The sequence below is a fragment of the Streptomyces sp. NPDC090083 genome, from assembly GCF_044747445.1.
Classification (GTDB): Bacteria; Actinomycetota; Actinomycetes; order Streptomycetales; family Streptomycetaceae; genus Streptomyces.
In genome coordinates this window covers 78,568-104,619 of sequence record NZ_JBIVED010000014.1, presented here as the reverse complement: position 1 = coordinate 104,619, position 26,052 = coordinate 78,568, and the positions used below count along the sequence as shown (strand labels likewise).

The window sequence follows — 26,052 nt, the reverse complement described above, 5'->3', positions numbered from 1 at the left end:
GACGAGTCCCGACATGCCGCGTCCCCACACGCCGAGTCCCGCGACCACAACGACCGGGCCGCTGGCCGGAATCACCGTGGTCGCACTGGAGCAGGCGATCTCCGCTCCCATGTGCACCCGCACGCTCGGCGACTTCGGCGCCCGCGTGATCAAGGTCGAGAACCCCAGGGGCGGCGACTTCGCCCGCCACTACGACGACGTGGTGAAAGGCCTGGGAGCGCACTTCGTCTGGGTCAACCGGGGCAAGGAGTCCGTCGCCCTGGACCTGAAGACACCCGACGGCATGGCCGTCCTGCACCGCCTGCTGGAGCGCGCCGACGTCCTCGTCTCCAACCTCACCCCCGGCACCACGGCCAAACTCGGCATCGCACCAACCGATCTGACGACACGTCACCCCCAGCTCATCGCCGTGGAGATCGACGGCTACGGCCCCGGCGGCCCCCTCTCCCACAAGCGCGCCTACGACCTCCTCGTCCAGGCCGAGTCGGGAGCCTGCGCGGTGACCGGCCACCCCGGAGCGCCGGCCAAGCCGGGCCCGCCGATGGCCGACGTGTCCAGCGGGCTGTACGCGGCGCTGTCCGTGGTCGCGCTGCTGTGCGGCAGGGAACGCGGCGTGGGGCCCGCCGGCTCGTCCGTCGCGGTGAGCATGTTCGACACGATGACCGAGCTGATGGGATACCCCCTCACCTACACCCGCCACTCCGGCATCGAGCAGCAGCCGCTCGGCATGAGCTCCCCCGCCGTCGCCCCCTACGGCGCCCACCGCACCGCGGACGGCCACACCGTGATCCTCGGCACCACGAACGACCGCGAATGGCAGCGCCTGGCACGGGAGTTGATCGACCGGCCCGACCTGGCCGACGACCCGCGCTTCCACCGCAACGCCGGGCGGGTGGAACACCGCGCCCTGCTGGAGCCGGAGATCAGCGCCTGGTGCGCCCGGCACGACCTGGCCGACGTACAGGACCGCGCGGACGCGGCCGGCATCGGCAACTCCCGCTACAACACGCCGCGCGACGTCGTCGCCCACCCGCATCTGCGCGCTCGCGACCGATGGCGCGAGATCGACACCCCGTCCGGTCCGGTCCCCGCCCTGCTGCCGCCTCCGGTCATCGACGGCTACGACCCGCCGATGGGCGCGGTGCCCGCACTCGGCCGGCACACGGACGCCGTCCTCGCCGAACTCGGCCTCACCGACGAGGAGATCGCCGTTCTACGGGCGCGGGGAGCCGTGCTGTGACCGGGCGGCCGGTGCTGCTGACGAGCTATGCCGACGGCGTCCGGACACTCACCCTGAACCGGCCCCACCGCAAGAACGCGATCGACGCCGAGCTGTGGGACGCGCTGCGAACGGAGCTCTCCGCGGCGGGCAGCGACCGTACGGTGCGTGCGCTCGTCCTGACCGGGGCCGGGGACGCCTTCTGCTCCGGGGCGGACATCCGCAACGGCGTCAGCGGCGAGCACCCCCTGTACCGGATGCGGACCCTGAACGACGTCACCCTGCTGCTCCACGAGCTGCCGATCCCCACGATCGCCAAGGTGGACGGCGTGGCGGTCGGCGCCGGCTGGAATCTCGCCCTGGGCTGCGACCTCGTCGTGGCCACCCCGGACTCCACGTTCTCGCAGATCTTCGCGCGCCGCGCCCTCTCCCTGGACTGCGGCGGCTCGTGGCTGCTGCCGAGGCTGGTGGGGTTGCAGCAGGCGAAGCGGCTGGTGCTGCTGGCCGAGACGATCGGCGCGGCGGAGGCCCACTCCCAGAACCTGGTGACCTGGGTCGTGGACGCCGCCACGATCGACGCGTTCGTCGGCGGCCTCGCGGCCCGGCTGGTGGCCGGAGCGCCGGTCGCGCTCGCCCAGAACAAGGCGCTCCTGCACGAGAACGCCGACCGCACCCTGCGCGAGGCCCTGGCCGGTGAAGCGCGGGCCCAGGCCGTGAACTTCGCCACGGCGGACATCCCGGAGGCGTACGCCGCCTTCACCGAGAAGCGTCCGGCTCACTACACGGGGCGCTGGGCGGTGCCGGGCACGGCGCCGCGGGCGACCGCGCCGACAGCCACGGAGGACTCGTGACACGTGAGGCAGTGGTGGTGGAGGCGGTCCGTACCGCCGTCGGCAGGCGGAACGGCGGACTGGCGGGGGTGCACGCGGCCGGTCTCTCCGCCCTCGTCCTTCAGGCACTGGCCGACCGCACGGGCCTCGACCCCGAGGTCGTCGACGACGTGGTGTGGGGCTGCGTGGGCCAGCTGGGCGACCAGTCGAGCAACATCGGGCGCTACGCGGTGCTGGCCGCGGGCTGGCCCGAGACCGTCCCGGGCACCACGGTGAACCGGGCCTGCGGATCGGGCCAGCAGGCCCTGGACTTCGCCGCCCAGGCGGTCATGTCGGGTCAGCAGGACGTCGTGGTGGCGGGCGGGGTCGAGGTGATGAGCCGGATTCCGCTCGGCGCCTCACGGGCCGGCGGGACGCCGTACGGCCCTCAGGTCCTCGCCCGCTACGAGGGGCTCTCCTTCGACCAGGGCGTCTCCGCCGAGCGGATCGCGCGGAAGTGGGGTCTGGGCCGGGGTGTGCTCGACGCGTTCTCCGCGCTGTCGCACGAGCGGGCGGCGGCCGCGCAGGACGCCGGTGCGTTCGACGCGCAGATCGTGCCGGTGACGGACGGCTCGCACACCGTGACCGCCGACGAGGGCATACGGCGCGGCACGAGCACCGACACGCTCGCGAGGCTGAGGCCTTCGTTCCAGGAGGACGGGGTGATCCACGCGGGCAACTCCTCCCAGATCTCCGACGGTGCCGCCGCCCTGCTGGTCACCACCCCCGAAAAAGCACGCGAGTTGGGGCTGACACCGATCGTGCGGTACCGCGCGGGCGTCGTCACCGGTTCCGATCCGGTCCTCATGCTGACCGGTCCGGTCCCGGCGACGGAGAAGGTGCTCCGCAAGGCGGGCATCGGCCTCGCGGAGGTCGGCGTCTTCGAGGTCAACGAGGCCTTCGCACCCGTCCCGCTCGCCTGGCTGGCCGAGACCGGCGCGGACCCGGCCCTGCTCAACCCGCTCGGCGGCGCCATCGCGCTGGGGCATCCGCTCGGCGCGTCGGGTGCCGTCCTGATGACCCGGATGATCCACCACATGCGGGACCGCGGGATCCGCCTCGGCCTGCAGACCATGTGCGAGGGCGGCGGCACCGCCAACGCCACCGTCGTCGAACTCGTATCCTGACAGGGGATGTTGTGCGCCGAGACGTCTTCACCGACGACCACGAGGCGTTCCGCGCGCTCGCGCGGGACTTCATCGCCCACGAGGTGGTGCCCCACTACGCCGCGTGGGAGGAGGCCGGCCGCCTCCCACGCGCGCTCTTCGAACAGCTGGGTGCACTGGGCCTGTTGAGCACGGCCGTTCCCGAGGAGTACGGCGGGGCGGGCCTCGCCGACTACCGCTACAACGTCGTCCTCCAGGAGGAATCGGCCCGCGCCCTGGTCACGTTGGGCACCGTGCGCACCCAACTCGACGTCGTCCTGCCGTACTTCCTCGCCTATGCCGACCGGGACCAGCGCGAGCGCTGGTTCCCCGGCCTGGCCTCCGGGAAGCTGCTGACGGCCATCGCGATGACCGAGCCGGGCACGGGCTCCGACCTGGCCGGTATCCGCACGACCGCCGTGCGCGACGGGGACACCTACGTGCTCAACGGCGCGAAGACCTTCATCACCGGCGGGCTCCTCGCCGACCTGGTGATCGTCGTGGCCCGTACATCGACCGACCCGGACAACCGCCGCGCCGGGCTCACCCTGCTGGTCGTCGAGGACGGCATGCCCGGCTTCGCGCGCGGCCGGGTGCTGCACAAGATGGGCATCAGGGTGCAGGACACGGTGGAGTTGGCCTTCGACGACGTGCGCGTCCCGGTCGCCAACCGGCTCGGCGAGGAGGGCGCCGCGTTCGGCTACCTCGGCCGCAACCTCCCCCAGGAGCGCATGACCGTCGCGGTCGGTTCGGTGGCGCAGGCGCGCGCGGCACTGGACACGACCGTCGCGTACGTCAAGGAGCGCGAGGCGTTCGGCAGGACCGTCGCCTCGTTCCAGAACACCAAGTTCGAACTGGCCGCCGTAGCGGCGGAGACAGAGGCCGCGCAGGCCATGCTGGACCGCGCGGTGCTGGACCTCGTCGCGGGCGAACTGAGCGGTCCCGACGCCGCCAAGGTCAAGCTGTTCTGCACCGAGATGCAGGCCCGCGCGGTCGACCGCTGCCTGCAACTGTTCGGCGGCTACGGCTACATGCTGGAATACCCCATCGCCCGGCTCTACGCGGACGCACGCGTCACCCGCATCTACGCCGGGACGAGCGAGGTCATGAAGGTCATCATCGCCAAGTCCCTCGGATTGTGAGGCGGTCACGGTGCCGGACTTCTCCAGCAGACCAGGTGTCGCGTTCGTGGCGGGCGGCTCGGGCGGGATCGGGGCGGCGATCGTCCGACTCCTCGCCGAGCGCGGCAGCGACATCGTGTTCACCTACCGCGCCAACCAGGAGGCGGCCGACGCGGTGGCCGCCGAGGTCACGAAGCTGGGCCGTCAGGTCCGCGCGCTGCCGCTGGACCTGACCGACGAGTCCGCCACGGCCGAGGCGGTGTCCGGGACGGCCCACGGCATCCACACCCTCGTGTACGCGGCGGGCCCGCATGTCCCGATGCGGCATCTGAGCCGGGTGACGCCGAGCGAGTACCGCGCCCAACTGGAGGGCGACGCCGTGGCGTTCTTCAACCTGGTGCATCCCGCACTGCCCCTGCTGCGGGAGAGCCGGGGCAGCGTCGTCGCCGTGACGACCGTCGCCACCCGCCGTTTCCCGGTGCGCGACGGCCTGTCGTCGGGCGCGAAGGGCGCGGTCGAGGCCGTCGCCAGGGCACTCGCCGCCGAGGAGGGCCGGTACGGCGTCCGCGTGAACTGCGTGGCCCCCGGGATGCTCAACGACGGGATCGCCGGCCGTCTGATCAGCACGGGCGAGCTGGACGAGGCCGCCCTCGCCGTCACCCGGCGCAACATCCCGATGCGCCGTTTCGGCGATGCGACCGACATCGCGGAGGCGGTCGCGTTCCTCGCCTCGGACCGGGCCGGGTTCATCACCGGGCAGGCGTTGGGCGTCGACGGCGGGTACAGCGTGTAGGTCAGGCGGGCCCGATGCGTCGCCCCGACACATAGGTGGCACGGACCAGTTCGCCGGTCAGCGTACGGAGTGCCTCGCGCAGCGGTACGCGGAGCAGGCACAGGTCGGCTTCGGACCCGACCGCCAACCGGCGTGTCCGCGCGGGATGCCGGGCCTCGCCGGTGAACAGCCGCAGCGCCGCCCGGGGTCGGAGGCGCTCCCCGTCCTCCCGCTCGGTCGCGGCCCGCATGACCGCCCAGGGGTCGGCGGTGCCGTACGGCGCGTCGGTGCCGGCGGCGAGGGGTACGCCCGCCTCGGTCAGGCTGCGGCACCGGTAGAGGTGCGGGCGGTCGTCGGCGTCCACGTCGGCGGCGTAGGCGGCGGCCCGTTCGGCCGGGAAGTGGGGCTGGGTCACGACCGTCACGCCGAGCCGCCGGAGCCACGGGATCGTCTCGGCCGGTATCACCGACCCGTGCTCGATGCGGTCGCCGTCGGCCGGGGCCGCCTCGTCCAGGGCGAGCAGCGTCACCAGCAGCTGTACCCGGGTCACACAGTGCACGGCGACCGGCCGGGGCCTGATCTCCCCTATGTGGCGGGCGAGTTGGGAGGGCGTGGGGAGCGTCGGGTCGTCGAGGATCAGTTTCACGGGGTCGTCGACGCCCATGACGAGGAGCCGCTGCGGGAGGACGGACAGCAGCGGGACGAGGCCGCTCGCGGGGTGCGGGTCGGCGTTGGTGAACCCCGTGACGCCGAGCGCGCCCGCCCGCCGCCCCACTCCCTCCAGGTCCAGCCGTACGGGCGGCACGCGTCCGCGCAGCCGCTCGTCCTCGCGCCAGAACCGCCCGTCGCCGTCCATGCCTGCCGACCGCAGCGCGGCGCTGTTCCACACCCACAGCGCACCGGTTCGGTGCTGCACCCGCACCGGCCGGTCCGGCGCGAGCGCGTCGAGCGCCCACCGGTCCAGCTCCCCCGCGACGCTCTCGTGATAGCCGACGGCCCGCACCCACTCCCCCGGCGGACCGCCAACCAGGGCCGCCGCAAAGGCCGTTCGGTCCGGCACGTCCGTCGGCCCGACCCGCACGGAGGCGGCCTCGGCGGCCAGCGCCGCGAGGTGGATGTGATGGTCGTGCAGCCCCGGCAGCAACGCACCGCCGCGGCCGTCCACGTCGGCCGTCCCGGTCAGCCGGGACCCGATCTCGGCGATGCGCCCGCCGTCGATCCGGACGTCCACCGCCTCCGCGTGGCCCTCGATCTCGACGTTCCTCATCAGCACGGTCGTTGGGCCCCGGTTCGCGCGTCCGCGAGGGTCGCGGCGCAGGCCGCCATGGAGACGCAGAGCAGTTCGCCGCCTCCCTCGGCCAGGGAACGGGCCACGGCCTGGGCGGCGAACACGCCGGTGACGGGATCGGCGAGCGCGTCACCGAGGAAGACGGGGCCGCCGTCGGGGGCGGTGCCCGTCAGCCCGCCGGCCACGGCGGCGTCGTCCCCGAAGGCGATACGGTCGTTCTCGCGGCCGTATCCGGTGATGCCGACCCACACCCGGCCGGGGCGCGCGGCGAGGAACTCCTCGGCCCGCAGCCCGAGTCGGCGCAGCGCGCGCGGCCGGGACGCCTCGATGACGACGTCGGCCTCGGCGACGATCCCGTCCAGCGCACCGGGGGCGAAGTCCACGACCACGCTGTCGTGCCCGTCGTGCAGCCAGCGGTAGAAGGCGGGTGTCCCGGAGCGCGCACCGTCCGGTCGCGTCGCGCTCTCCACCTTCACCACGCGCGCTCCCGCCAGTCCCAGCAACCGTGCGCACAGGGGCCCCGCCCAGAGCGCCGAGAAGTCGACGACCCGTACCACCGCCATCGCGCGCGACCGCCGTTCGCCGCAGCGCCGGGCCTGCACCGCGGGCCGTCCGCCCTGGGCCGATCCCGGCACGGCAGCGGCGACACCGAGCAGCCGTGCGGCCTCGGCCACTTCGGCCGCCGTACTCCCTCGTACCGCCGCACGCAGGCCTCCGGGCTCGTCCGGCGAGCCGAGGAGCGCCAGGAGCGCGGGTACGGCGGCCAGGTCGTCGGGGCGGGCGAGGTTCACGGCGGCCCAGCCGTCGGCGGTTCCGAGGAGGTGGCAGGAGCCGTTGGCCGATGTCCTGAACGGGCGTTCCAGGCCTGCCAGTCGGGCCCGCAGGAACAGTGCGGTCGGCAGGTCGACCGGGACACCCGTCAGGTCGGTGAACGAAGCCGCGGTCCCGGCGAGCGGGGCCAGGAACGGTTCGACGGAGTCCATCCAGGATTGGAGAGTGTCGTTCTCCATGAGCCGAACTCCCTTCTCGCCACAGGTGATCTCAAATTACACTCCGGTTCACGTCCGGAGGGAGATCACCGTGGAGCCGCCCTTCGTGATCGTCGATCTCGACCGCACCCCGGACCGGGAAGCGGACGTCCGGGACCGGGACCGTGTCGTGGTCGGCGTGGCGGCGGAACCCAGGGACGTGGTCGGCGGATTCGACGTCCTCCTCACCGGTGCCGCCGATCCGCCCAGGCCGTGGGTGGGATGCGCGGACCCGGACGCGACGGCCCGGGAGCTGGGTCGCGTCGTCGCGAGTCGGGCCGCCGCGTGCGTCGCGCTGGTGCAGGTACTGCGGATGGGCGGCGGGCTCTCCGTCCCCGACAGGCTCGTTCTCGAATCCCTCGCCTATTCCACGCTTCAGGGCGGAACGGCCTTCCGGTCCTGGCTGGCCGCCTCGCCCCGGCGCATCCACCGGCCTGCCGGGACACCGGTACGGCTCGAACGCGACGGCTCCCGGCTGTCCATCACGCTGGACCGGCCCTGGGTGCGCAACGCGTTCGACGCGGCCACGCGGGACGGGTTGTGCGAGGCGCTGGAGGTGGCCGTGGCCGATGCGTCCATCCGGCGGGTCGAGCTGTACGGGGCGGGTCCGGCCTTCTGCAGCGGCGGGGACCTCGCGGAGTTCGGTACGTCGCGTGATCCGGCGCGGGCCCATCTGGTGCGGGTCCATCGCAGTCCGGGCACGCTGCTGCACCGGTGCGCTCCCCGGGTGACCGCGCATCTCCACGGTGCGTGTGTCGGTGCGGGGATAGAACTCGCGGCCTTCGCGGGAACCGTGGTCGCCGCGCCGGACACGGTGATCCGGTTGCCGGAGGTCGGGATGGGGCTGATTCCTGGTGCGGGCGGCACGGCGAGCATCCCGGCGCGGGTCGGCCGGGAGCGGACGGCGTATCTCGCCCTGTCCGGAGTGGAGTTGGGCGCCGGGGAGGCGCTGCGGTGGGGGCTCGTCGACGCGATCCGCGCAGTCGGCGGGAGCGGTGAGCCGGACGGCGCGGCGGCGGCCTCTCGGCGCGGGTTCCGGCACTAGGGACAGGCACGTGCGCTTCGGCCCGGTGCCCCCGAGACCATCCCGCGGCCTCGGGAACACCGGCGTTCGATCACGTCTCTGGTCCGGTCACGCCCGTCGTACGGTCACTTCCCCGTCCACACCGGGCTGCGGCGCTCGGCGAAGGCCCGGGCCCCCTCCGCCGCGTCGGCGCTCTTGAAGACCGACGTCACCTCGTCCGGCTCGGCCCAACGGCGTTCCCGCATCAGCTTCTTGGTCATCGCGACGCCGAGAGGGCCGTTCTCGGCGATGCGTCCGGCCAGGGCCAGCGCGGCCTCCCGCACCTCGCCGGCCGGGACGGCGCGGTTGACCAGGCCGAACCGTCTGGCCTCCGAGGCGGTGACGAGGTCGCCGGTCAGTCCCATCTCCAGGGCCACCGCCAGCGGCACCCGGTCGGCGAGTGTCGTACCGCCGCCGGCCGCGAACAGCCCCCGTCTCACCTCCGCGATCCCCAGCTTCGCGTCCTCCGCGGCGACCACCAGGTCGCAGGCCAGGGCGAGTTCGAAGCCGCCGGCGAGCGCCGAGCCGTTGAGGGCGGCGACGACCGGTGTGGCGATGCCCTCGCGGAAGAACCACACCAGGCCGTCGAAGCCGCCACCGCCCTTCGCGAACGCCTTGAGGTCCATCCCGGAGCAGAAGACCGTGCCCGCGCCGGTGAGGACGATCGCCCGGACCGAGGGGTCCGCGTCCGCCTCCCGGAGGGTGGCGGACAGGTCGTCGATCAGTTCCGGGCTGAGGGCGTTGCGGACCTCTGGGCGGTTCAGCGTCACCAGGAGGACGGCGCCGATCCGTTCCGTCGGGACCAGGTCGCTCATCGGGCCGCCGCCACGGCCGCCCGGGCCTTCGAGCGGAACGCCTCCAACTTCTCGGCGGGCTCGATGAGTTGGTGGCTGCGGGCGCGGGTGCTGACGTCGTGGCCCTCGGCCGCCCTGCGCAGGGCCCCCACGGTCGCCTCGTCCCGCGGGATGTGGGTGAAGGGGTCGAAGGAGTACCAGCGCATCGCGTTCTCGTAGGTGATCTTCCGGGCCTCGTCGTCGGGGACGTCGCAGCTCGACAGCACGTCGTGCAGCTGCTCGGGGGCGTCGGGCCACAGTGAGTCGCTGTGCGGGTAGTCGCCCTCCCAGCAGATGTTGTCGATGCCGATGTCGTGGCGCAGCCGTACGCCCAGCTTGTCGGTGATGAAGCAGGTCAGGAAGTGCTCGCGGAAGACCTCGGAAGGCAGTTTGCCGCCGAAGTCCTGGAGGGTCCAGGTGGAGTGCATCTCGAAGGTGCGGTCGAGGCGCTCCAGGAAGTACGGGATCCAGCCCGTTCCGCCTTCCGAGAGCGCGATCTTCAGATGCGGGAACTGCTTGATCGGGGGCGACCAGAGCAGGTCGGCCGCGGCGGAGACGATGTTCATCGGCTGGAGCGTGATCATCACGTCGGGCGGGGAGTCGGCGGCCGGGACGGCGAGCCTGCCGGAGGAGCCGATGTGCACCGACATGACGGTGTCCGTGTCGGAGAGCGCGCGCCACAGCGGGTTCCAGTAGGGGTCGTGGAAGCTCGGGTAGCCGAGGACGGCGGGGTTCTCGGTGAAGGTGAGCGAGTGGACGCCCTTCTCGGCGACGCGGCGCACCTCGGCCGCGCACAGGTCCGCGTCCCAGATGGCGGGCAGCGCCATGGGGATGAAGCGTCCCGGGTAGGCGGCGCACCACTCGTCGATGTGCCAGTCGTTGTAGGCCCGTACGAGGGCGAGGGAGAAGTCCGCGTCCTTGGTCGCGAACAGGCGGGCCGAGAAGCCGGGGAAGGACGGGAAGTTCATCTGGGCGAGGATGCCGCCCGCGTTCATGTCCTTGACGCGCTCGTGCACGTCGTAGCAGCCGGGGCGGATCTCGTCGAGGCCCTGCGGTTCGACCCCGTACTCCTCCTTGGGCCGGCCGGCCACGGCGTTGAGCGCCGAGTTGGTGATGGTCGCGCCGCCGAACTGCCACACGTCGGTGCCGTCGTCCCGGTGGACCAGTTGGGGCGCTTCTTTCCGGTAGCGCTCGGGAAGGTGGTTCACGAACATGTCGGGGGGTTCGATGATGTGGTCGTCGACGCTGATGAGGATGAGGTCGTCGCGGTCCATGACGGCTCCTTACAGGGGTGGGATCAGTCGGAGGCGGGCAGCGGCCTGGCCGCCTTGAGGGTCATGGGGGCGCCGTCACAGGTGAGTTCGCCCGCGCCGGAGGCGGTGCAGAGCAGTTCGAGCGTCCCGGTGGTGTCGACGTACCGCTTGCCGATGAGGGTGGTGGTGCCGACCGGTCCGGGTCCCGCCGGAGGCGCTTCGGCCGCGGGCACCAACGGGCTGCCGCCGCAGGTGAGTTGGGGTGGCGCCGTGGCGGGTGCGCGGATGACGACCACGCGGGTGCCGCAGACGGTGCTGGCGAGTTGGTCACCGGGGCGCAGCGTCGGTGCCGGTGGGGTCATGGCGGAGGTCCCTTTCGAGCAGGCGGTCGGCGAGGAGTTCCACGTCGTAGGACTGACGGGCCATCCAGTACCGCAGGAAGCCGGTGAGCGAGTACCGCAGGAAGAGCGCGGAGCCGACGACGCTGCCCGTCACGGCGGCCAGTCCGAGGGTGAGGGCGTCGTTCTGCACCAGCGGATCGCTGGTGTTGTGCGAGATGAAGTAAGAGCACACGCCGAGGACGACGCCGATCGTCATCAGGGCGGCGCCCGCGCGCAGCCAGAGAGCGGCCTTCCCGGCTGCCGGGTCCGGGATCTTCAGGACGGTGAGTTCGCGGACGAAGCGGTCCGCTCGCGTCTCCGTGGCTGTCATGTGGAACTCCCCAGGTAGAGAGCGGACAATTCGGCGCGCAACCCGCTGTCGGGGTGGCCCTGCCGTTCGACCCGGCCGCGTACGAGGACGGCGGCGTGGTCGCAGATGTCGAGGACGGCGGCGGCGAACTGCTCGACGACCAGGACGGCGACGCCTTGGCGGGCGATGTCGGCGACCTGTTCGTAGAGGCGGCCGACGACCAACGGGGCGAGTCCCATGGAGAGTTCGTCGAGCAGCAGGACGGCCGGGTCGGTGGTGAGGCCCCGGGCGAGGGCGAGCATCTGCTGTTCGCCGCCGGAGAGGGTGCCCGCCGCCTGTCCGGCGCGTCGGGCCAGGACGGGGAAGCGGGCGAACGCGATCTCCTCGATCTCCTCCCGGCCTCGGCCGGTGAAGGTCATCATGAGGAGGTTGTCGCGGACGGACAGGTTCGGGAAGACGCCCCGTCCCTCGGGGATGAGGCAGACTCCGGCGCGGGCCAGGTCGCGGGGGTCGGCGCCGGTCATGTTTCGTCCACCGAGCAGGAGTTGGCCGGACTCGACGGGGTGGACCCCGGCCGCGACCCGCAGTGTGGTGGTCTTCCCGGCGCCGTTGGGGCCGAGCAGTGCCACCACCTGTCCGGCGGCGACGTCGAGGTCGACGCCGTGCAGGACGGTGATGCGTTCGTGCGCGGCGCGGATGCCGCGCAGTTCGAGAAGTGCGCTCACGCGTCCCCCAGGTAGGCGGCGAGAACCGTTTCGTCGCTGCGGATCACCTCGGGCGGGCCGACGGCGATGATCTTGCCGAGGTCGAGGACGTACACCTCGTCGCAGACGGCCATCACGAGGCTCATGTCGTGCTCGACGAGGACGACGGCGGTTCCGTCGCCGGTGAGGGCGCGCAGGAGTTCCGCGAAGCGTTCGGTCTCCTCCGCGTCCTGTCCCGCGGCGGGTTCGTCGAGGAGCAGCACCTTCGGGCGGATCGCGAGCGCCCGTCCCACCTCGACCAGGCGGCCGACGCCGGTGGGGAGGGCGTCGGGTGAGGCGTCGGCGAGTCCGGTGAGGCCGAGCCGGTGCAGGATCTCGGTGACGGCCGGCTCCGCGCGGCGGCGTTCGGGGCCGAGTTCGGCGGCGACGAGGAGGTTGTCGCGCACGCTGAGCCGGCCGAACAGTTCCAGGCGCTGGAAGGTGCGGGCGAGTCCGTGCCGGGCGCGTGCGGAGGGCCGGGCCCGGGTGATGTCCCGGCCGTCCAGCCGGACCTGACCGGAGGACGGTCTGCGCAGTCCGGAGGCGACGTCGAACAGGGTGCTCTTTCCTGCCCCGTTGGGTCCGATGAGTCCGGTGACCCGGCCCGCCTCGGCGGTGAGGGCGACCCCGTCGAGAGCGCGGTTCCCGCCGAAGGACACGGTGACTCCACTAACCTGCAGCGACGCCACGGGCGAGCACCTCCTCGTCCTCGGGGCGCCATGCGCGCCGCAGCCCCCACCACTCGACAGGGATCTCCGGTTCGGCCGGAGCGGTCCGGCGGGCGCTCGCCCAGGAGCGGAGTGCCACGGCGAGGACGAGTGAACCGCCGTAGTACACCCAGTCGTTGATGACGTCGGTGAAGCGCAGGGCCCAGGCCGCGGCGAGCAGGCAGAGCAGCGCGGGCAGCGCGACGCGGTCGCGGGCGAGGGGCTCCCACTGGCGGCGGAAGCGGGAGACGATGCCGTCGGGGTTGTGGCCGAGTCCGACGCCGGCGAGGCCGGGGAGCAGGGCGACGAGGTTCGCGGTGCCGGGGGCGACGGCGATCAGGGCGTTCGTCGGGCCGGCGAAGGCGGTTCCGGCGAAGAGTCCGTTGCCGACCGCGCCGAGTCCGCCGACGACGGCGACGAGGAAGACGGGCAGGCCCGCCACGAGGCTGAACTGGTCGGCGGTGACGGTGTGTTGCTGCATCCCGTACAGGGCCCCGCCGAGTCCCGCGATGCCGGAGGCGAGGGCGAACACGGCGACCTTGGCGACCAGCAGGTTGCCGCCGAGGGTGGCGTACGCGGCCTCGCTGTCGCGCAGGGCGATCAGCCGCCGGCCGAAGCGGCTGCGGCGCAGGGCCGCCACGCCGATCGAGGCGAGGGCGAGGCAGACGGCGGAGAACACCATCAGCTGCCGCCCGCTGTCGAGGCGGAGGCCGAACAGGTCGGGTCCGGTGACGTCGACCGATCCCTGGTCGAACAGGGCGATCCGCACGCCGAGGACGTGGAAGGCGGGCAGCGTGAAGATCCACCGGTCGAGGATCACGGCGAACGCGGCGGTGCCCAGGGCGAGATACACGCCGGAGAGCCGGAGTGCGGGCAGGGCGACCAGCGCTCCGGCGACGGCCGAGACGAGGACCGTGGCGCCGAGCGCCCAGAGTTCGCCGTGGGCGCCGAGGTGTCCCCAGACGACCGCTCCGATGCCGGCCATGCTCAGCTGGCACAGGGAGACCTGTCCGGCGTATCCGGTGAGCGGGACGTACGAGAGCGCCACCACGCCCAGCGAGAAGATCGCTCCGTAGGTGATCAGGTCGGCTTCTCCGAGGAGGGAGGCCAGTACCGCGCCGAAGGTGACGACGGCCGCGGCGAACACGAGGGTGCCGCGCGCGCTCGGCACCGGGACCCGGGCCAGCCGTCGTTCGCGGCCGCGCAGGCGTCGGTGCGGGAAGACCAGCAGCGCGAGGAAGAGGAGGAGGGCGGGGGCGGCCAGCCGTAGTCCGGGAAGGTAGTCGTTCTGCGGGAGGTAGCCGGTCAGGTAGCTCTCCATGCAGCCGACGACGAGGGCGCCGAGGAAGGTGAGGGGAAGGCTGCGCAGTCGGCCGAAGACGGCCGCGGTGTAGGCGCTGACGATCAGCAGGGAGAGCTGGGCGGCGTCGAGGGTGACCGTCGGGGCGATCAGGATGCCGCCGATCGCGGCGAGTTGGGTGCCGAGGACCCAGGAGACCCGGCCGGCCCGGACGGGGTCGGCGCCGGTGAGGCCGACGAGGGCCCGGTCGTCGACGGCCGCGCGCATCTCGGCTCCGGCGCGGGTGCGGTAGAGCAGGACGCGCAGTCCGACGGCCACAGCGACGGCCACCGCCATGGTGATCGCCTGGTGCCAGGTGACGACGGCCGGGCCGAGGTGGACAGGCTTGCGGCCGGCGAAGAACATCGGCAGGGGGCGCGCCACGTTCGGGTCCCAGATCCAGCGCGCGGCGGCGATGAGGCCGCTGAGCAGCGCCACCGTCATCACCAGCCGTTCGGCTTCGCCGAGGGCCTGGACGGGCCGCAGCACGCAGCGCTCGACGAGCAGCCCGAAGCCGGGGGCGAGCACGAGCAGCACAGCGGCCAGGGCGACCGGCACGGGCCAGCTCCAGCCGACGGTGAGCTGCCAGTACATGAAGGCGGACAGCATGCCGGCCGCGCCGTGCGCGAAGTTGAACACGCCGGTGGTGGTGTAGGTGAGCACGAGCCCACTGCCGATGACGGCATAGATCGCGGCCGTGCTCAGGCCCACGATCCCGAAGGTGAGGAACTGGTCCATCGCGTCGGATCTCCCCTCTCCACCGCTGGAAACTAGCTTCTCGTCTACGGAGAATCAACCATTCAGACAGAGACTGTTGACGTCGCCTCACACCCCATGGAAATCTGCCACTCATCTGAGAGAATGACATTCTCACTCATGGTGAAGGGCGGAAAGTCCTTGTCCTCCTTGCCTGTTCCGGCCCCTCCCCCGGGGCCGACCGACGACCTGATGGAGATCCAGCAGCTCCTCGCCCGCTACGCGGTGTGCATCACCCGCGGCGACCTGGACGGGGTCCTGGGGGTCTTCACACCGGACGGCACGTACAGCGCCTTCGGGGACTCCTACGGCCTCGACGAGTTCCCCGCGCTGGTGGCCGCCGCGCCCAAGGGGCTGTTTCTCACGGCGACGCCCGCCGTCGACCTGTCGGGCGACACGGCGACCGGCACGCAGCCGCTGTGCTTCGTCGATCACGCCACGCACGATCTGCGCATCGGCTACTACAACGACACCTACGTCCGCACGGACGAGGGGTGGCGGCTGCGCACGCGGGCGATGACGTTCATCCGCCGCAGCGGGGCGCACGACCCGGGCCGCCCGCACGCCTATCAGCGCCCAAGGACATGACCCTCGCCCCGCCGCCCGGGGACAGGGACGTCGACGACTTCCGCACCGGCCTCCGCGCCTGGCTGGACGCGCACGACCTGTCCCCCGGCCCCGACCGCTCCCTCGACGCCCAGGTCGCCCAACTGGCCCGGGTGCGCCGGGCGTTGTACGACGCGGACTGGATGCGGTACGGCTGGCCCGCCGAGGTCACGGGGCTCGGCGGGCCCGCGGTGCTCAGGGCGGTGCTCGGCGAGGAGGTCGCCACCAGGGAACTGGCCGAGCCGGGGATCTACTCGATGATCGAGGTCCTCGCCCCGACGATGATCTCCTACGCCTCTCCCGCGCTGGCCGCCGAGATGGTCCCGCGGCTGCTGAGCGGGCGCGAGCAGTGGTGCCAGGGCTTCTCCGAGCCCGGCTCGGGCAGCGACCTCGCCTCCCTCACCACCCGTGCCGTTCCGCGCGGCGACCACTGGGTGATCAGCGGCCAGAAGGTGTGGACGAGCCTCGCCCAGTTCGCCGCCCGCTGCGTCCTGTTGACGCGCACCGCGCCCGGGCACGACGGGATCACCGCGTTCTTCGTCGACATGGACACCCCCGGCGTCACCGTCCGGCCGCTGCGCACGATGCACGGCGTGGACGAGTTCGCCGAGGTGTTCCTCGACGACGTGAAGGTGTCCGCCGACCGGATGCTGGGCCGCCCCGGCGACGGCTGGCGCCTGGCCATGGACCTGCTCCCGCACGAGCGGTCCACCTGCTTCTGGCACCGGATCGCCCACCTCTACACACGACTCGACCGCCTGCTGGCCGAGACAGACGTCCCGGACGACACTCGGCTCGGCGCCGCCCACCTGGCGTTGCACACCGTCCGCTGCCGCTCCCACGCCACCCAGCGGCGCCTGGCCGCGGGGGAACGGCTGGGCGCGGAGACATCGGTCGACAAGGTGCTCCTCGCCGGCTCCGAGCAGCAGCTCTTCGAGACCGTGCGCGATCTGCTGCCCGGCGTACTGGAGTTGACGGACACGCCGTGGCGCGCGGAGTACCTGTACGCGCGGGCCGCGACGATCTACGGCGGTACGGCCGAGATCCAGCGGAACATCATCGCGCGCCGACTGCTCGGCCTGGGAAGGGAGTAGCCGTGGACGCCGCCGAACGGGACCTGCTCGCCGGGACTCTCCGCAAGACGATGGCAGCGGCGTCCGGGCAGCCGCTGGACACGGCCCTGGCCGACCTCGGCTGGGCCGAACTCCTCGCGGAACAAACGGACGTGGCCGTGCCGACCGCCTTCCGTCTGCTGGGCGAGACCGGCGCGCACGCGCCGCTCCTGAACGACGTCCTGCTGCACGCGGCGGGCCGTCCGCTCGGCGGCACCTTGCCGATGCCGTACACGGGCGGCGCGTGGGTGGTCTGGGAGCGCGCCGACACCACCGCCGGGACGGCCCTGGACCCGGACCTGCCTCTGCTCACCGCGCCCGCCGAGGACACCGTGCCACCGCTCTCCGCCGGTCGGGTCGCGCTGGGCTGGTGGCTGCTCGGGACCGGCCGCGCGATGCTCGCCCTGGCACGTCAACACGCCCTGGACCGAGAGCAGTTCGGCCGCCCGCTCGCGTCCTTCCAGGCCGTGCGGCACCGACTGGCCGAGACGCTGGTGGCACTGGAGGGCGCCGAGGCGACCCTGGTGGCGGCCACGGACGCGTGGGGCGCGCTGCTGGCCAAGGCGGCGGCCGGACAGGCGGCGCTGACGGCGGCCCGGCACTGCCAGCAGGTGCTCGGCGGGATCGGTTTCACCGCCGAGCACGATCTGCACCGGCACGTCCGCCGGGCCATGGTGCTGGACGGACTGCTGGGCAGCGCACGGGAGTTGACGCGCGAGGCGGGAGCCATGCTGCGGGCCGGCGGGTCCGCTCCACGGCTCGTCCACCTGTGACCGACCGAGGAGTGACATCCGTGACCGATCTCTGGAGCGACCTGCTCTCCTGCCTGAACCTCGACGCCCTGCCCGACTCCGGGTACCAGGGCCGCAACCAACAGCTGGGCCACCACCGCGTCTTCGGCGGCCAGATGCTCGCCCAGAGCGTCCGCGCCGCCCAACTGGCCTGCCCCGGCAAGGCGGTCAAGAGCCTTCATGCGCAGTTCGCGCGGGCGGGCAGGCCTCAGGAGCCGGTGCGGTACGAGGTGACGCGTCATCACGAGGGCGGCTCCTTCGCCTCGTTGACGGTCGTGGCGCGGCAGACCCAGGGAGTGACGGCCGTGGTGGCCGTGTCCCTGCACTCCCACGAGGAGGGGCCCGACCAGCAGACCGCGTTCCCGATGCCGTCAGTGCCGGGAGCGGAGCACGAGGTGGGCCTGCCGCTGTTCCCCTGGGACACGCGCGCGACCGTCGACGTGGACTCGCCGAAGTCGGAGCCTCCCGAGTACGACCTGTGGATGCGCACACCGGCCGTCGCGCCGGAACTGGCCCCGGCGCTGACGGCGTACGCGAGCGATCTGAACCTGATCGGTACGGCGCTGCGCCCGCTGGAGGGCGTCACCCAGCACGACTCGGGAACGGCGTTCACCTCGGCCGTCACCGCGCACACGGTGTGGTTCCACCGCCCGTTCACCACGGACGACTGGCTCCTCCTCCGTCACCGGAGTGCGCTTCTCGCCCACGGCCGCTGCTACGGCCGGGGCGATGTGCTCACCCGGCGAGGATCCCTGGTCGCCTCCTTCGCACAGGAGGCGCTGCTGCGGTTCCGTACCGCGGCGTGACGGACCGGCTGCGCGGGGCCGGAGGCAGGAGGAGCGGGCCCTCGGCCTCCGGCCCCGCTTCCGTCAGGGCGCCGGTACCTCGATGACCGTGGCCGAACCCATGCCGCCTCCGGCGCACATCGCCGCGACGCCGATCCCGCCGCCCCGCCTGCGCAGTTCGTGCACCAGTGTCACCAGCATCCGCGCGCCGGTCGCGGCGACCGGGTGGCCGAGCGAGCAGCCGCTGCCGTTGACGTTCACGCGGTCGGGGTCCAGGCCGAGCAGCTTCACCGCGGCGACGGGCACGGCGGCGAAGGCCTCGTTGATCTCGAAGAGGTCGACGTCCGAGGTCGAAAGCCCCGCGCGGGCAAGGGCCTTGGGGATCACCTTCACCGGGGTCAGGCCCGTCTCGGCGGGGTCGGCGCCGACCGACGCCCAGGCACGGACGACGGCGAGGGCGGGCAGCCCCAGCCGGTCGCTGGCCACCACCAGGGCGGCGGCGCCGTCGTTGGCGCCGCCCGCGTTGCCGGCGGTGATGGAGAAACCGTCGATCTCGGGGTGGAGCGGCTTGAGCGAGGCCAGCTTCTCCAGGCTCGTGGTGCGCCGGGGGTGTTCGTCGACGGAGAACAGCCCGTGCGGGGTGCCGATGGGCACCAGCTCGGCGTCGAAACGGCCTTCGTCGATCGCGCGAACGGCGTTCCGGTGCGAGCGCAGCGCCCACTCGTCCATGTCGGCGCGGCTGAGTCCGGCCCGTACGGCGGTGTTCCAGCCGACCGTGATCGACATGTCCAGGTTGGGCGCGTCGGGCCGGTCGGGGTGCGTGGGCGGGCTCCAGGGGTCGGCCCACTCCCCCTCGACGCGGAAACGCTGCTTCGGCGCGGTGGAGGCCGAGTTGACGCCGCCCGCGATGACGAGTTCGTCCATGCCGGCGCGGATGCTCCCCGCCGCGCTCTGCACGGCCGAGAGTCCCGCGGCGCAGTGGCGGTTCTGGGCGAGTCCCGGTACGGCGGTGAGGCCCGCGGTCAGTGCCGCGTGGCGGGCCACGACGCCTCCGCCGTAGAGGCCCTCGCCGAGGATCACGTCGTCGACCGCGTCCGGGTCGAGGCCCTCGGTGGCGGCAGCGGCGGCGACGATGTGGTGGGCGAGGTCGAACGCGGTGGTGTCGCGCAGCGTGCCCTTGACGGCGGTGCCGACGGGGGTGCGCAGTGCGGACACGAGGACGGCTTCAGGCATGGGTGGTCTCCAACTCGGCCAGCAGGGTGCGGCGCAGCAGCTTTCCGGTCTCGGTCCTGGGGAGTTCGGCGCGGAACACGACGGCGTCGGGCGTCTTGGAGGAGCGCAGCCGGTCCTTGGCCCACTGGCGGACCTCCGCCGGATCGCCCTCGCCCACCACCACGGCGACGATCCGCTGCCCCCACTCCGGGTCGGGCACGCCGATGACCGCCGCCTCCAGCACCCCCGGGTGGGTGACGAGAACGTCCTCTATCTCGGCGGGGGCGATGTTCTCGCCGCCGCGGATGATGGTGTCGTCGGCGCGGCCCTCGATGAAGAGATAGCCGTCCGCGTCCAGACGTCCCCGGTCGCGGGTGGGGAACCAGCCGTCGGCGTCCAGGGCGCTGCGTCCGCCGTACTCGCCGGAGATCTGGTCCCCGCGCACGAACACCAGCCCGGTCTCCCCGGCGGGGGCGGGCCTGCCGTCGTCGTCGCGGATCTCGATCTCGACGCCGGGCAACGGCCGCCCCACGGAACCGAGTCGGTCGCGCAGGGCCGGGTCCGTCGCCGCCAGTGCCGCACGGTGGTCGTCGGGTCCGAGGACCGCGACGGAGGAGGCCGTCTCGGTCAGGCCGTACGCGTTGACGAAGCCCGTGTCCGGGAAGATCCGCAACGCCCGTTCCACCACGGGGCGCGGGGTTCTGGCGCCGCCGTAGGCGAGGCTTCGGAGGGTGGGGGTGCCGGCGTCGCCGGTCGGGACCTCCGCGACGATGCGGGCCAGCATGGTCGGCACGACGAGCGCGTGGGTGACCCGTTCGCCGCGCGCGGTCCGCAGCCACTCCCCCGCGTCGAAGGCGGAGAGGTAGACGAGGCGGCGGCCGGAGTAGAGGTTCGTCAGCAGGTTCATCAACCCGGCCACGTGGTACGGCGGTACGGCCACGAGCGCCGCGTCGCCCTCCTCGGCGGAGGCGAACTCCTGGGTGTTCAGGACGTAGGCGAGCAGATGCCGGTGGCGCAGCAGTGCCGCCTTGGGTTCGGCGGTCGTGCCGCTGGTGTAGAGGACCACCGCGACGGAGTCCTGGTCCTGCGCCGGTTCCGACAACTCCGTTGACTCGGCGGCCTCATCGGCGCTCAGCAGCTCGTCGAGGTCGGCCTGGCGCAGCACGAGGGCGCCGGGGTGGCGGGCCAGGAGGCGGGTCAACTGGTTTCTGCCGAGGCGGTAGTTGAGAGGGACGAACGGGATGCCCGCCAGGGCCGCGCCGAACAGGGCGACCGGATAGGCGAGGTGACTGGGGCTCAGGTACAGCACGGCCGGGTGGCCCCGGAAGCGGTGGGCTGCGGCGCGGGCGCGGGCGAGCAGGTCCGAGGCGGTCAGCGAGCGGCCGTTCGCCGTGACCACCGGTCGGTCGCCGCCCGAGGCCACCATCTCGAGAATCATGGTTATATTCATGAGAATGCTATTCTCGTCTCACTAGAGCGCTGTTCGCAAGAGAGGAAATCCTTGATGCAGATCAGTGGGAGCTCCGCGGTGGTCGTCGGCGGGGCGGGCGGTCTGGGCGAGGCCACCGTCCGTCGACTGCACGCGGCGGGAGCGAAGGTCGTCGTCGCCGATCTGGCCGACGAGAAGGGCAAGGCCCTGGAGCAGGAACTGGGTGTGCGCTACGTGCGCACCGACGCCACCTCCGAGGACGACGTCCGAGCGGCCCTGGCCGAGGCGGAGTCGGCGGGCCCGCTCCGCATCTCGGTGGACGCGCACGGCGGCCCGGCGAGCGGCGGCAGGCTCGTCGGCAAGGACGGCTCGCCCCTCGACCTCGCGGGCTTCCGCACGACGATCGACGTGTATCTCACCGGCGTGTTCAACGTGATGCGCCTGGCCGCGGCAGCCATGGCCCGCCAGGAGCCCGCCGAGGGCGGTCGGGGGGTCATCGTCAGCACGGCGTCGATCGCCGCGTACGAGGGCCAGATCGGCCAACTCCCCTACGCGGCGGCCAAGGGCGGGGTCGTCAGCATGACCCTGGTCGCCGCCCGCGACCTCTCCCCGCTCGGCATCCGCGTCGTCACGATCGCGCCGGGCACCTTCAACACACCGGCGTACGGCAAGGCGGGCGACCAGCTGGAGGCGTACTGGGGGCCGCAGATCCCGTACCCGAAGCGCATGGGGCAGCCGGTCGAGTACGCGGGCCTCGTGCAGCACATCGTCGAGAACGACTATCTCAACGGCGAGGTCGTCCGTCTCGACGGCGCCCTCCGCTTCCCGCCGAAGTGAGTGCGCGGTGAGCGAACTCGCCGATGCGGGAAGCCCGTTGAAGGGCAAGGTCGCGTTCGTCGCGGGCGCCAGCCGCGGCATCGGCCGTACGGTCGCGCTGGCGCTCGCGCAGGCGGGCGCCTCGGTCGCCGTGGCCGCGCGTTCCGAGCGGGAGGGCCGGCTGCCCGGGACGATCCACTCGGTCGCGGAGCGGATCACCGCGGCGGGCGGGCGCGCGCTGCCGGTGCCCTGTGACGTGAGCGACGAGGGGTCGGTGCATGCGGCCGTCGCCGCGGCGGTCGCGGAGTTCGGCGGGATCGACATCCTCATCGCCAACGCCGGGGTGCTGTGGCTCGGCCCGGTCGAGTCGACGCCGCTCAAGCGCTGGCAACGGGCGCTGGACGTCAATCTGACCGGGGTGTTCCTGGTGACCCGCGCGGTGATTCCGCACGTACGGGCGCGTGGCGGTGGCTCGTTGGTGGCCGTGACGACCGGCGGGGTGGGCATGACGGACCGGGGCGCGAACGCGTACTGGGTGTCCAAGGCGGCCGTCGAACGCCTCTACCTGGGGCTCGCCGCCGACCTGCGCGAGGACAACATCGCGGTCAACTGCCTCGCCCCGTCACGGGTGGTGCTCACCGAGGGCTGGCAGGCGGGTGGCGGGGGCCGGGAGATCCCACCGGAGATGGTGGAACCGCCGGAGGCGATGGCGCGGGCCGCCGTCCTGCTCGCGGGACAGGACGCCACCGGACTCACCGGAACCGTCCAGCGCTCGGAATCCCTTCCCTGAACGGCAGTTGGCGTGTGCGCGGCACGAGACCGAGGTGACTGAGAGGCATCATCCGGGGCACTCGGGAGACAACGGCGCAGCCACCGGGATCACGCGTGGCTCGCCGTCTATCCATAGGGGTTGACACATGCTTGCCATCGTGGCCGCAGCGCTTTTCTTCATCGCCTTCATCATCCGCGTCACCGAGACATCGACACAGCTCGTCTTCAGCGAGACGAGTCTCATGCTCCTCGGGCTCGCCTTCCTCGCCGCGCATTCGGCCGGACTGGGAAGCGGCTGGACCCCGCGCCGCAGCGGACGCCGGCGCTGAGGAAACGGCGCGCCGCCCCCAGGGCGCGCCCCCTCAGCCGGTCCCCGGCCGGTCAGCGACCGGCGCGTTCCCGTACCGCCGCACAGACCCCGCCGTCGACGAGCACGTCGATCCCGGAGACGAAAGCGGCCTCGTCCGACAGCAGAAACGCCACCGCGGCAGCGACGTCCTCGGCCCGGCCCACGCGCCCGAGGGGCGTCTGCTCCACCAGCGCGGTCATGGCGGGCTGGGCCGAGGCCTCCTGCCGCCCCTGAGGGGTGTCGATGACCCCCGGCGACACGGAACACATCCGCGCCCCGCGCGGCCCGAGCCGCACCGCCTCCCGCCGCACGAACCGATGCACCCCGTGCTTGGCCCACGCGTACGCGAGACCGGTGTCCTCCACCGCGGGCCCGAGCACCTCCCGCAGCCGGTCGAGAAAGTCGTCCCGCAACGGCTCGTCGAGGATCGCCGCCACGGCGGGATCGGCCTCGACGCGGCCGAGGAGCGGGGCCATGGAGGCGAAGCACACCATCGACGTCCCCTCGGTGGCGAGCGGGCGGAGGGCCTCGGCCAGGCGTGCGGTGCCGACGAGGTCGACCTCGAAGACCCGCCGCCAGTCGGCCATGGTGGGCGAGATCCCGGCGGCGTGCGAGACAGCCCTGAGGGAGCCCGACTCGGCGACGCGGGACGCGAGTCGGGAGAGTCCGGCCCGGTCGGTGATGTCGAGGACGAAGGTCTCGACCGCGATCTCCTGGTCGGCGGCGGCCAGTTCCTTCGCCGCCGCGGTCACGGCCGGCTCGTCCCGGTCCACCAGCAGCAGCGTGTCCACCAGGTCGGTGAGCCTCCTGGCGCAGGCGAGCCCCATGCCGCGCCCGGCCCCGGTCGCGATGCCTACGGTCGTCACGCGTCTCCTCCTCCGTGAGCCCACAGCTTCTCCAAGCCGGGCCGCGCCACCCGGTCCACCAGTTCCACGAGCAGACCGCTCGGGCCGCGCAGGAACGCGAAGGGCGCGCCTCCGGTGCCCTCCCGACTCGCCTCAATCACGAAGCCCTGCCGGGCGAGTTCGGCGGCGTCCGCGGCGATGTCGTCGGACCAGTAGCCGACGTGGTGCACCCCGCCGCCGGCCACCGGTTCCCACAGGGTTCCGGGGATCCGCCGGACGATCTCCAGCCGGGGCACCGTCCGGGAGTACGCGCAGCTGATGTCGAGGACGACGTTTCCGATCGGCAGCGACAGCGGGACCGCCCCGCCGATCTCGGCGCACCACTCGTACCCGAACGCGGCCGAGAACTCGGCCAGCGTCCCCTCGAAGTCCTGGACCACCAGGCCGAGATGGAACTGGTCCTCGGCCCGCATCACTCCCCCACCGCCCCGGCGATGTCGTGCGCGCCCAGGCGGGGCGGCGGCCCGTACTCCGGCTCGTACCCCGCGATCCGCACGGAACCCCGCACCAGCCGGAAGTCACCGGCCCTCACCACGGCCTCCGGTGTCGCCGCGAGCGCCTGAGGCAGCGTGCGGACGGCGGCGGCGGGCACTCCGAGCGGGCGCAGCCGTGTCTCCCAGGCCACGGCGGTGTCCGCGGCCAGGGCGTCCGTCACCGCGGCGAGCACCTCCTCGCGGCGCTCCGCGCGCTCGGCCATGGTGGGGAAGCCGCCGATGCCCGCCTCGGCGGCGAAGGACTTCCAGAAGCCGTCGTGGGTGATGAAGAGCGCCAAGTGGCCCTCGGCGGTGGGGAAGAGCTGGGCCGGTACGTAGTAGGAGTGCGCGCCGAGCGGCAGTCGGCGCGGCTCGACGCCTTCGTTGAGATAGGCGGAGGCACGGTAGTTGAGCTGGGACAGCATCACATCCCGCAGGGACACCTCCACTTGGCCGCCGCGACCGGAGACGATCTGGGCCAGGAGCCCCAACGCGGCCGTCAGACCTGAGGAGTTGTCGGCCGACGAGTAGCCGGGCAGGGTCGGCGGCGCGTCCGGGTCGCCGGTGAGGGCGGCGACCCCCGTGGCCGCCTGGACCACGTAGTCGAAGGCGGGCTCGTCGCCCGCGTCCAGGCCGTAGCCGGTGAGCGCGACGCACACGATCCTGTCGTTCCACCGGCGCAGCGCGTCGTAGGTCAGGCCGAGGCGGTGGATCGCCGACGGCTTGAGGTTGACGAGCAACGCGTGGGCTCCGGCGACGAGTCGGCCGAGCCGGGCCTGTCCGTGGTCGGTCGTGAGGTCGAGGCGGATGCTGCGTTTGCCGCGGTTGAGGCTGGCGAAGTAGGAGTCGCCGACCTGGCGGGAGATGTCCCCGCCCGGTGGTTCGATCTTCGTGACCTCGGCGCCGAGGTCGGCGAGCATCATCGTGGCGTAGGGGCCGGCCAGCATGTGGCCGACCTCCAGGATGCGGATGCCGTCGAGCGGTCCGGCGGTCATCGCAGGTCCGCGGCGAGGGCGGCGAGCATGTCGCGGGTGCGGTGCTTGGAGGCGACCAGTTCGTCGCGGGTGTCACCGATCGGCAGCAGCCGTACGGAGAGGTCGGTGACCCCGGCGTCGGCGAAGCGGCGGAAGCGGGAGGCGATGGCGTTCTCGTCGCCCGCCGCGCACAGGTCACCGATGTCGCGGGCGTCGCCGTACTCCAGAACGCGCTGGTAGTTGGGCGAGATCTCGGCCTCGCCGAGGATGCGGTTGGCGCGCTCGCGGGCCTCGTCGACGCGGTCGGGTCCGCACAGGCAGACCGGGATGCCCGCGACGACGCGCGGCGCGGGACGCCCGGCGCTCTCGGCGGCCTTGGTGATGCGGGGGACGACGTGTTCGGCGACGGCGCGTTCGTCGGCCATCCACAGCAGGGTGCCGTCGGTCCGCTCCCCGGCGACGCGCAGCATGACCGGGCCGAGGGCCGCGAGCAGGACCGGCAGCGGGGCGACGGGGGCGAGGGTGAGCGGGTTGTGGACGCTGAAGGTGCCGTTCTCGACGTCGGCCTCGCCCGTTCCGGCGAAGGCGGCGTCCAGGACGTCCAGGTGGTCGCGGGTGAGCGCGGCCGGTTTCTCGTAGGGCAGTCCCAGCATGTCCCGGACGATCCAGTGGTGGGAGGGTCCGAGGCCGAGGGAGAGTCGTCCGCCGGTCGCGGCCTGGGCCGACATGGCCTGCCGGGCCAGGGCGATGGGGTGCTGGGCCTGCAACGGGACGACGGCGGTGCCGAGTTCGATGCGCTCGGTGCGGGCGCCCATCAGCGCGACCGCGGTGAGCGCGTCGAAGTCGGACGGGATCTGCGGCACCCACACGGTGTCGAAGCCGGCCTTCTCGGCCCAGGTCACGTCGTCGATCATGCGGGTGACCTTGCGGACCGGGTCTCCGCGCTCGGGCCCGATCATCACTCCGATGCGCACGCTGCCTCCAGGGGGTCGGGTTGCCGCCG

28 protein-coding genes are annotated in these 26,052 nt (G+C 72.7%); 13 read left to right on the top strand and 15 right to left on the bottom strand.

What is annotated here, in order from left to right; all coding sequences use genetic code 11:
• Positions 1-13: 13 nt before the first annotated feature.
• From ACIPTO_RS36535 to ACIPTO_RS36515, 5 genes are read left to right on the top strand one after another with little or no spacing between them, the layout of a single operon-like run.
• Entirely contained in the window at positions 14-1,240 is a 1,227-nt protein-coding gene (locus ACIPTO_RS36535) for a CaiB/BaiF CoA transferase family protein (RefSeq protein ID WP_401199261.1), read from the top strand.
• Positions 1,237-2,070 carry an enoyl-CoA hydratase/isomerase family protein gene (locus tag ACIPTO_RS36530; protein WP_401199259.1) on the top strand — a complete coding sequence of 278 codons (834 nt, stop codon included), beginning with the start codon at positions 1,237-1,239 and terminating at the stop codon, positions 2,068-2,070. The genes ACIPTO_RS36535 and ACIPTO_RS36530 overlap by 4 nt, the downstream gene beginning before the upstream one ends.
• Positions 2,067-3,215: a thiolase family protein gene (locus tag ACIPTO_RS36525; RefSeq protein ID WP_401199257.1), complete on the top strand. Its 1,149-nt coding sequence runs from the start codon at positions 2,067-2,069 to the stop codon at positions 3,213-3,215. The genes ACIPTO_RS36530 and ACIPTO_RS36525 overlap by 4 nt, the downstream gene beginning before the upstream one ends.
• Before the next feature lie 11 nt (positions 3,216-3,226).
• Positions 3,227-4,375: an acyl-CoA dehydrogenase family protein gene (locus tag ACIPTO_RS36520; protein WP_401199255.1), complete on the top strand. Its 1,149-nt coding sequence runs from the start codon at positions 3,227-3,229 to the stop codon at positions 4,373-4,375.
• 46 nt (positions 4,376-4,421) lie between these two features.
• Complete coding sequence (locus ACIPTO_RS36515; protein ID WP_401199474.1) at positions 4,422-5,147, top strand: SDR family NAD(P)-dependent oxidoreductase; 726 nt, start codon at positions 4,422-4,424, stop codon at positions 5,145-5,147.
• Position 5,148: 1 nt separating this feature from the next.
• On the opposite strand, the gene ACIPTO_RS36510 is transcribed toward ACIPTO_RS36515, so the two are convergent.
• Positions 5,149-6,393, bottom strand: coding sequence for an amidohydrolase family protein (locus ACIPTO_RS36510; protein WP_401199253.1), 1,245 nt, complete (start codon positions 6,391-6,393; stop codon positions 5,149-5,151).
• A complete protein-coding gene (locus tag ACIPTO_RS36505; RefSeq protein WP_401199251.1) occupies positions 6,393-7,424 on the bottom strand; it encodes a CoA transferase in 1,032 nt (343 codons plus the stop codon). Before ACIPTO_RS36505 ends, ACIPTO_RS36510 begins: the two co-directional genes overlap by 1 nt.
• 70 nt (positions 7,425-7,494) lie before the next feature.
• On the opposite strand from ACIPTO_RS36505, the gene ACIPTO_RS36500 reads away from it, so the two are divergent.
• Positions 7,495-8,487, top strand: a complete 993-nt coding sequence (locus ACIPTO_RS36500; protein WP_401199249.1) for an enoyl-CoA hydratase/isomerase family protein — start codon at positions 7,495-7,497, stop codon at positions 8,485-8,487.
• Positions 8,488-8,591: 104 nt separating this feature from the next.
• Here the strand turns inward: ACIPTO_RS36500 and ACIPTO_RS36495 are convergent, their stop codons facing one another.
• The 7 genes from ACIPTO_RS36495 to ACIPTO_RS36465 are packed head-to-tail and all read right to left on the bottom strand — an operon-like array spanning position 8,592 to position 14,808.
• Positions 8,592-9,320, bottom strand: a complete 729-nt coding sequence (locus ACIPTO_RS36495; protein ID WP_401199247.1) for an enoyl-CoA hydratase-related protein — start codon at positions 9,318-9,320, stop codon at positions 8,592-8,594.
• Positions 9,317-10,612: an amidohydrolase family protein gene (locus ACIPTO_RS36490; protein ID WP_366315617.1), complete on the bottom strand. Its 1,296-nt coding sequence runs from the start codon at positions 10,610-10,612 to the stop codon at positions 9,317-9,319. Before ACIPTO_RS36490 ends, ACIPTO_RS36495 begins: the two co-directional genes overlap by 4 nt.
• Positions 10,613-10,635: 23 nt before the next feature.
• A complete protein-coding gene (locus tag ACIPTO_RS36485; RefSeq protein ID WP_401199245.1) occupies positions 10,636-10,953 on the bottom strand; it encodes a hypothetical protein in 318 nt (105 codons plus the stop codon).
• A complete protein-coding gene (locus ACIPTO_RS36480; RefSeq protein ID WP_401199243.1) occupies positions 10,919-11,302 on the bottom strand; it encodes a hypothetical protein in 384 nt (127 codons plus the stop codon). The genes ACIPTO_RS36485 and ACIPTO_RS36480 overlap by 35 nt, the downstream gene beginning before the upstream one ends.
• Entirely contained in the window at positions 11,299-12,006 is a 708-nt protein-coding gene (locus ACIPTO_RS36475) for an ABC transporter ATP-binding protein (protein WP_401199241.1), read from the bottom strand. Before ACIPTO_RS36475 ends, ACIPTO_RS36480 begins: the two co-directional genes overlap by 4 nt.
• Positions 12,003-12,713, bottom strand: coding sequence for an ABC transporter ATP-binding protein (locus ACIPTO_RS36470; RefSeq protein ID WP_401199239.1), 711 nt, complete (start codon positions 12,711-12,713; stop codon positions 12,003-12,005). The genes ACIPTO_RS36475 and ACIPTO_RS36470 overlap by 4 nt, the downstream gene beginning before the upstream one ends.
• Positions 12,694-14,808, bottom strand: coding sequence for an ABC transporter permease (locus ACIPTO_RS36465; protein ID WP_401199237.1), 2,115 nt, complete (start codon positions 14,806-14,808; stop codon positions 12,694-12,696). The genes ACIPTO_RS36470 and ACIPTO_RS36465 overlap by 20 nt, the downstream gene beginning before the upstream one ends.
• 210 nt (positions 14,809-15,018) lie before the next feature.
• On the opposite strand from ACIPTO_RS36465, the gene ACIPTO_RS36460 reads away from it, so the two are divergent.
• The 4 genes from ACIPTO_RS36460 to ACIPTO_RS36445 are packed head-to-tail and all read left to right on the top strand — an operon-like array spanning position 15,019 to position 18,141.
• On the top strand, positions 15,019-15,414 hold the full coding sequence (locus ACIPTO_RS36460; RefSeq protein WP_366315627.1) for a nuclear transport factor 2 family protein: 396 nt from the start codon (positions 15,019-15,021) through the stop codon (positions 15,412-15,414).
• Positions 15,411-16,526 carry an acyl-CoA dehydrogenase family protein gene (locus ACIPTO_RS36455; RefSeq protein ID WP_401199235.1) on the top strand — a complete coding sequence of 372 codons (1,116 nt, stop codon included), beginning with the start codon at positions 15,411-15,413 and terminating at the stop codon, positions 16,524-16,526. The genes ACIPTO_RS36460 and ACIPTO_RS36455 overlap by 4 nt, the downstream gene beginning before the upstream one ends.
• A 2-nt stretch (positions 16,527-16,528) precedes the next feature.
• Positions 16,529-17,317, top strand: a complete 789-nt coding sequence (locus ACIPTO_RS36450; RefSeq protein ID WP_401199233.1) for an acyl-CoA dehydrogenase family protein — start codon at positions 16,529-16,531, stop codon at positions 17,315-17,317.
• A gap of 20 nt (positions 17,318-17,337) precedes the next feature.
• On the top strand, positions 17,338-18,141 hold the full coding sequence (locus tag ACIPTO_RS36445; RefSeq protein ID WP_401199231.1) for an acyl-CoA thioesterase: 804 nt from the start codon (positions 17,338-17,340) through the stop codon (positions 18,139-18,141).
• A gap of 63 nt (positions 18,142-18,204) precedes the next feature.
• Here the strand turns inward: ACIPTO_RS36445 and ACIPTO_RS36440 are convergent, their stop codons facing one another.
• Positions 18,205-19,353 carry a thiolase family protein gene (locus ACIPTO_RS36440; protein ID WP_401199229.1) on the bottom strand — a complete coding sequence of 383 codons (1,149 nt, stop codon included), beginning with the start codon at positions 19,351-19,353 and terminating at the stop codon, positions 18,205-18,207.
• Positions 19,346-20,770, bottom strand: coding sequence for a class I adenylate-forming enzyme family protein (locus ACIPTO_RS36435; protein ID WP_401199227.1), 1,425 nt, complete (start codon positions 20,768-20,770; stop codon positions 19,346-19,348). Before ACIPTO_RS36435 ends, ACIPTO_RS36440 begins: the two co-directional genes overlap by 8 nt.
• 66 nt (positions 20,771-20,836) lie before the next feature.
• Here ACIPTO_RS36435 and ACIPTO_RS36430 point away from each other — a divergent pair, with 66 nt between their 5' ends.
• From ACIPTO_RS36430 to ACIPTO_RS36420, 3 genes are all read left to right on the top strand, one after another.
• The gene (locus ACIPTO_RS36430; RefSeq protein WP_401199225.1) at positions 20,837-21,598 is read left to right on the top strand and encodes an SDR family NAD(P)-dependent oxidoreductase; all 762 of its coding nucleotides are present in this window, start codon (positions 20,837-20,839) and stop codon (positions 21,596-21,598) included.
• A gap of 7 nt (positions 21,599-21,605) precedes the next feature.
• A complete protein-coding gene (locus ACIPTO_RS36425; RefSeq protein WP_401199223.1) occupies positions 21,606-22,367 on the top strand; it encodes an SDR family NAD(P)-dependent oxidoreductase in 762 nt (253 codons plus the stop codon).
• A 139-nt stretch (positions 22,368-22,506) separates the two neighbouring features.
• The gene (locus tag ACIPTO_RS36420) at positions 22,507-22,677 is read left to right on the top strand and encodes a hypothetical protein (RefSeq protein WP_401199221.1); all 171 of its coding nucleotides are present in this window, start codon (positions 22,507-22,509) and stop codon (positions 22,675-22,677) included.
• 52 nt (positions 22,678-22,729) lie between these two features.
• Here the strand turns inward: ACIPTO_RS36420 and ACIPTO_RS36415 are convergent, their stop codons facing one another.
• From ACIPTO_RS36415 to ACIPTO_RS36400, 4 genes are read right to left on the bottom strand one after another with little or no spacing between them, the layout of a single operon-like run.
• Positions 22,730-23,563 (bottom strand): SDR family oxidoreductase, encoded by an 834-nt coding sequence (locus tag ACIPTO_RS36415; protein ID WP_401199219.1) that lies wholly within the window; start codon positions 23,561-23,563, stop codon positions 22,730-22,732.
• Positions 23,560-24,015: a VOC family protein gene (locus tag ACIPTO_RS36410; RefSeq protein WP_401199217.1), complete on the bottom strand. Its 456-nt coding sequence runs from the start codon at positions 24,013-24,015 to the stop codon at positions 23,560-23,562. The genes ACIPTO_RS36415 and ACIPTO_RS36410 overlap by 4 nt, the downstream gene beginning before the upstream one ends.
• Positions 24,015-25,070 carry a CaiB/BaiF CoA transferase family protein gene (locus ACIPTO_RS36405; protein ID WP_401199215.1) on the bottom strand — a complete coding sequence of 352 codons (1,056 nt, stop codon included), beginning with the start codon at positions 25,068-25,070 and terminating at the stop codon, positions 24,015-24,017. Before ACIPTO_RS36405 ends, ACIPTO_RS36410 begins: the two co-directional genes overlap by 1 nt.
• Positions 25,067-26,023, bottom strand: coding sequence for an LLM class F420-dependent oxidoreductase (locus ACIPTO_RS36400; RefSeq protein ID WP_401199213.1), 957 nt, complete (start codon positions 26,021-26,023; stop codon positions 25,067-25,069). The genes ACIPTO_RS36405 and ACIPTO_RS36400 overlap by 4 nt, the downstream gene beginning before the upstream one ends.
• Positions 26,024-26,052 lie beyond the last annotated feature (29 nt).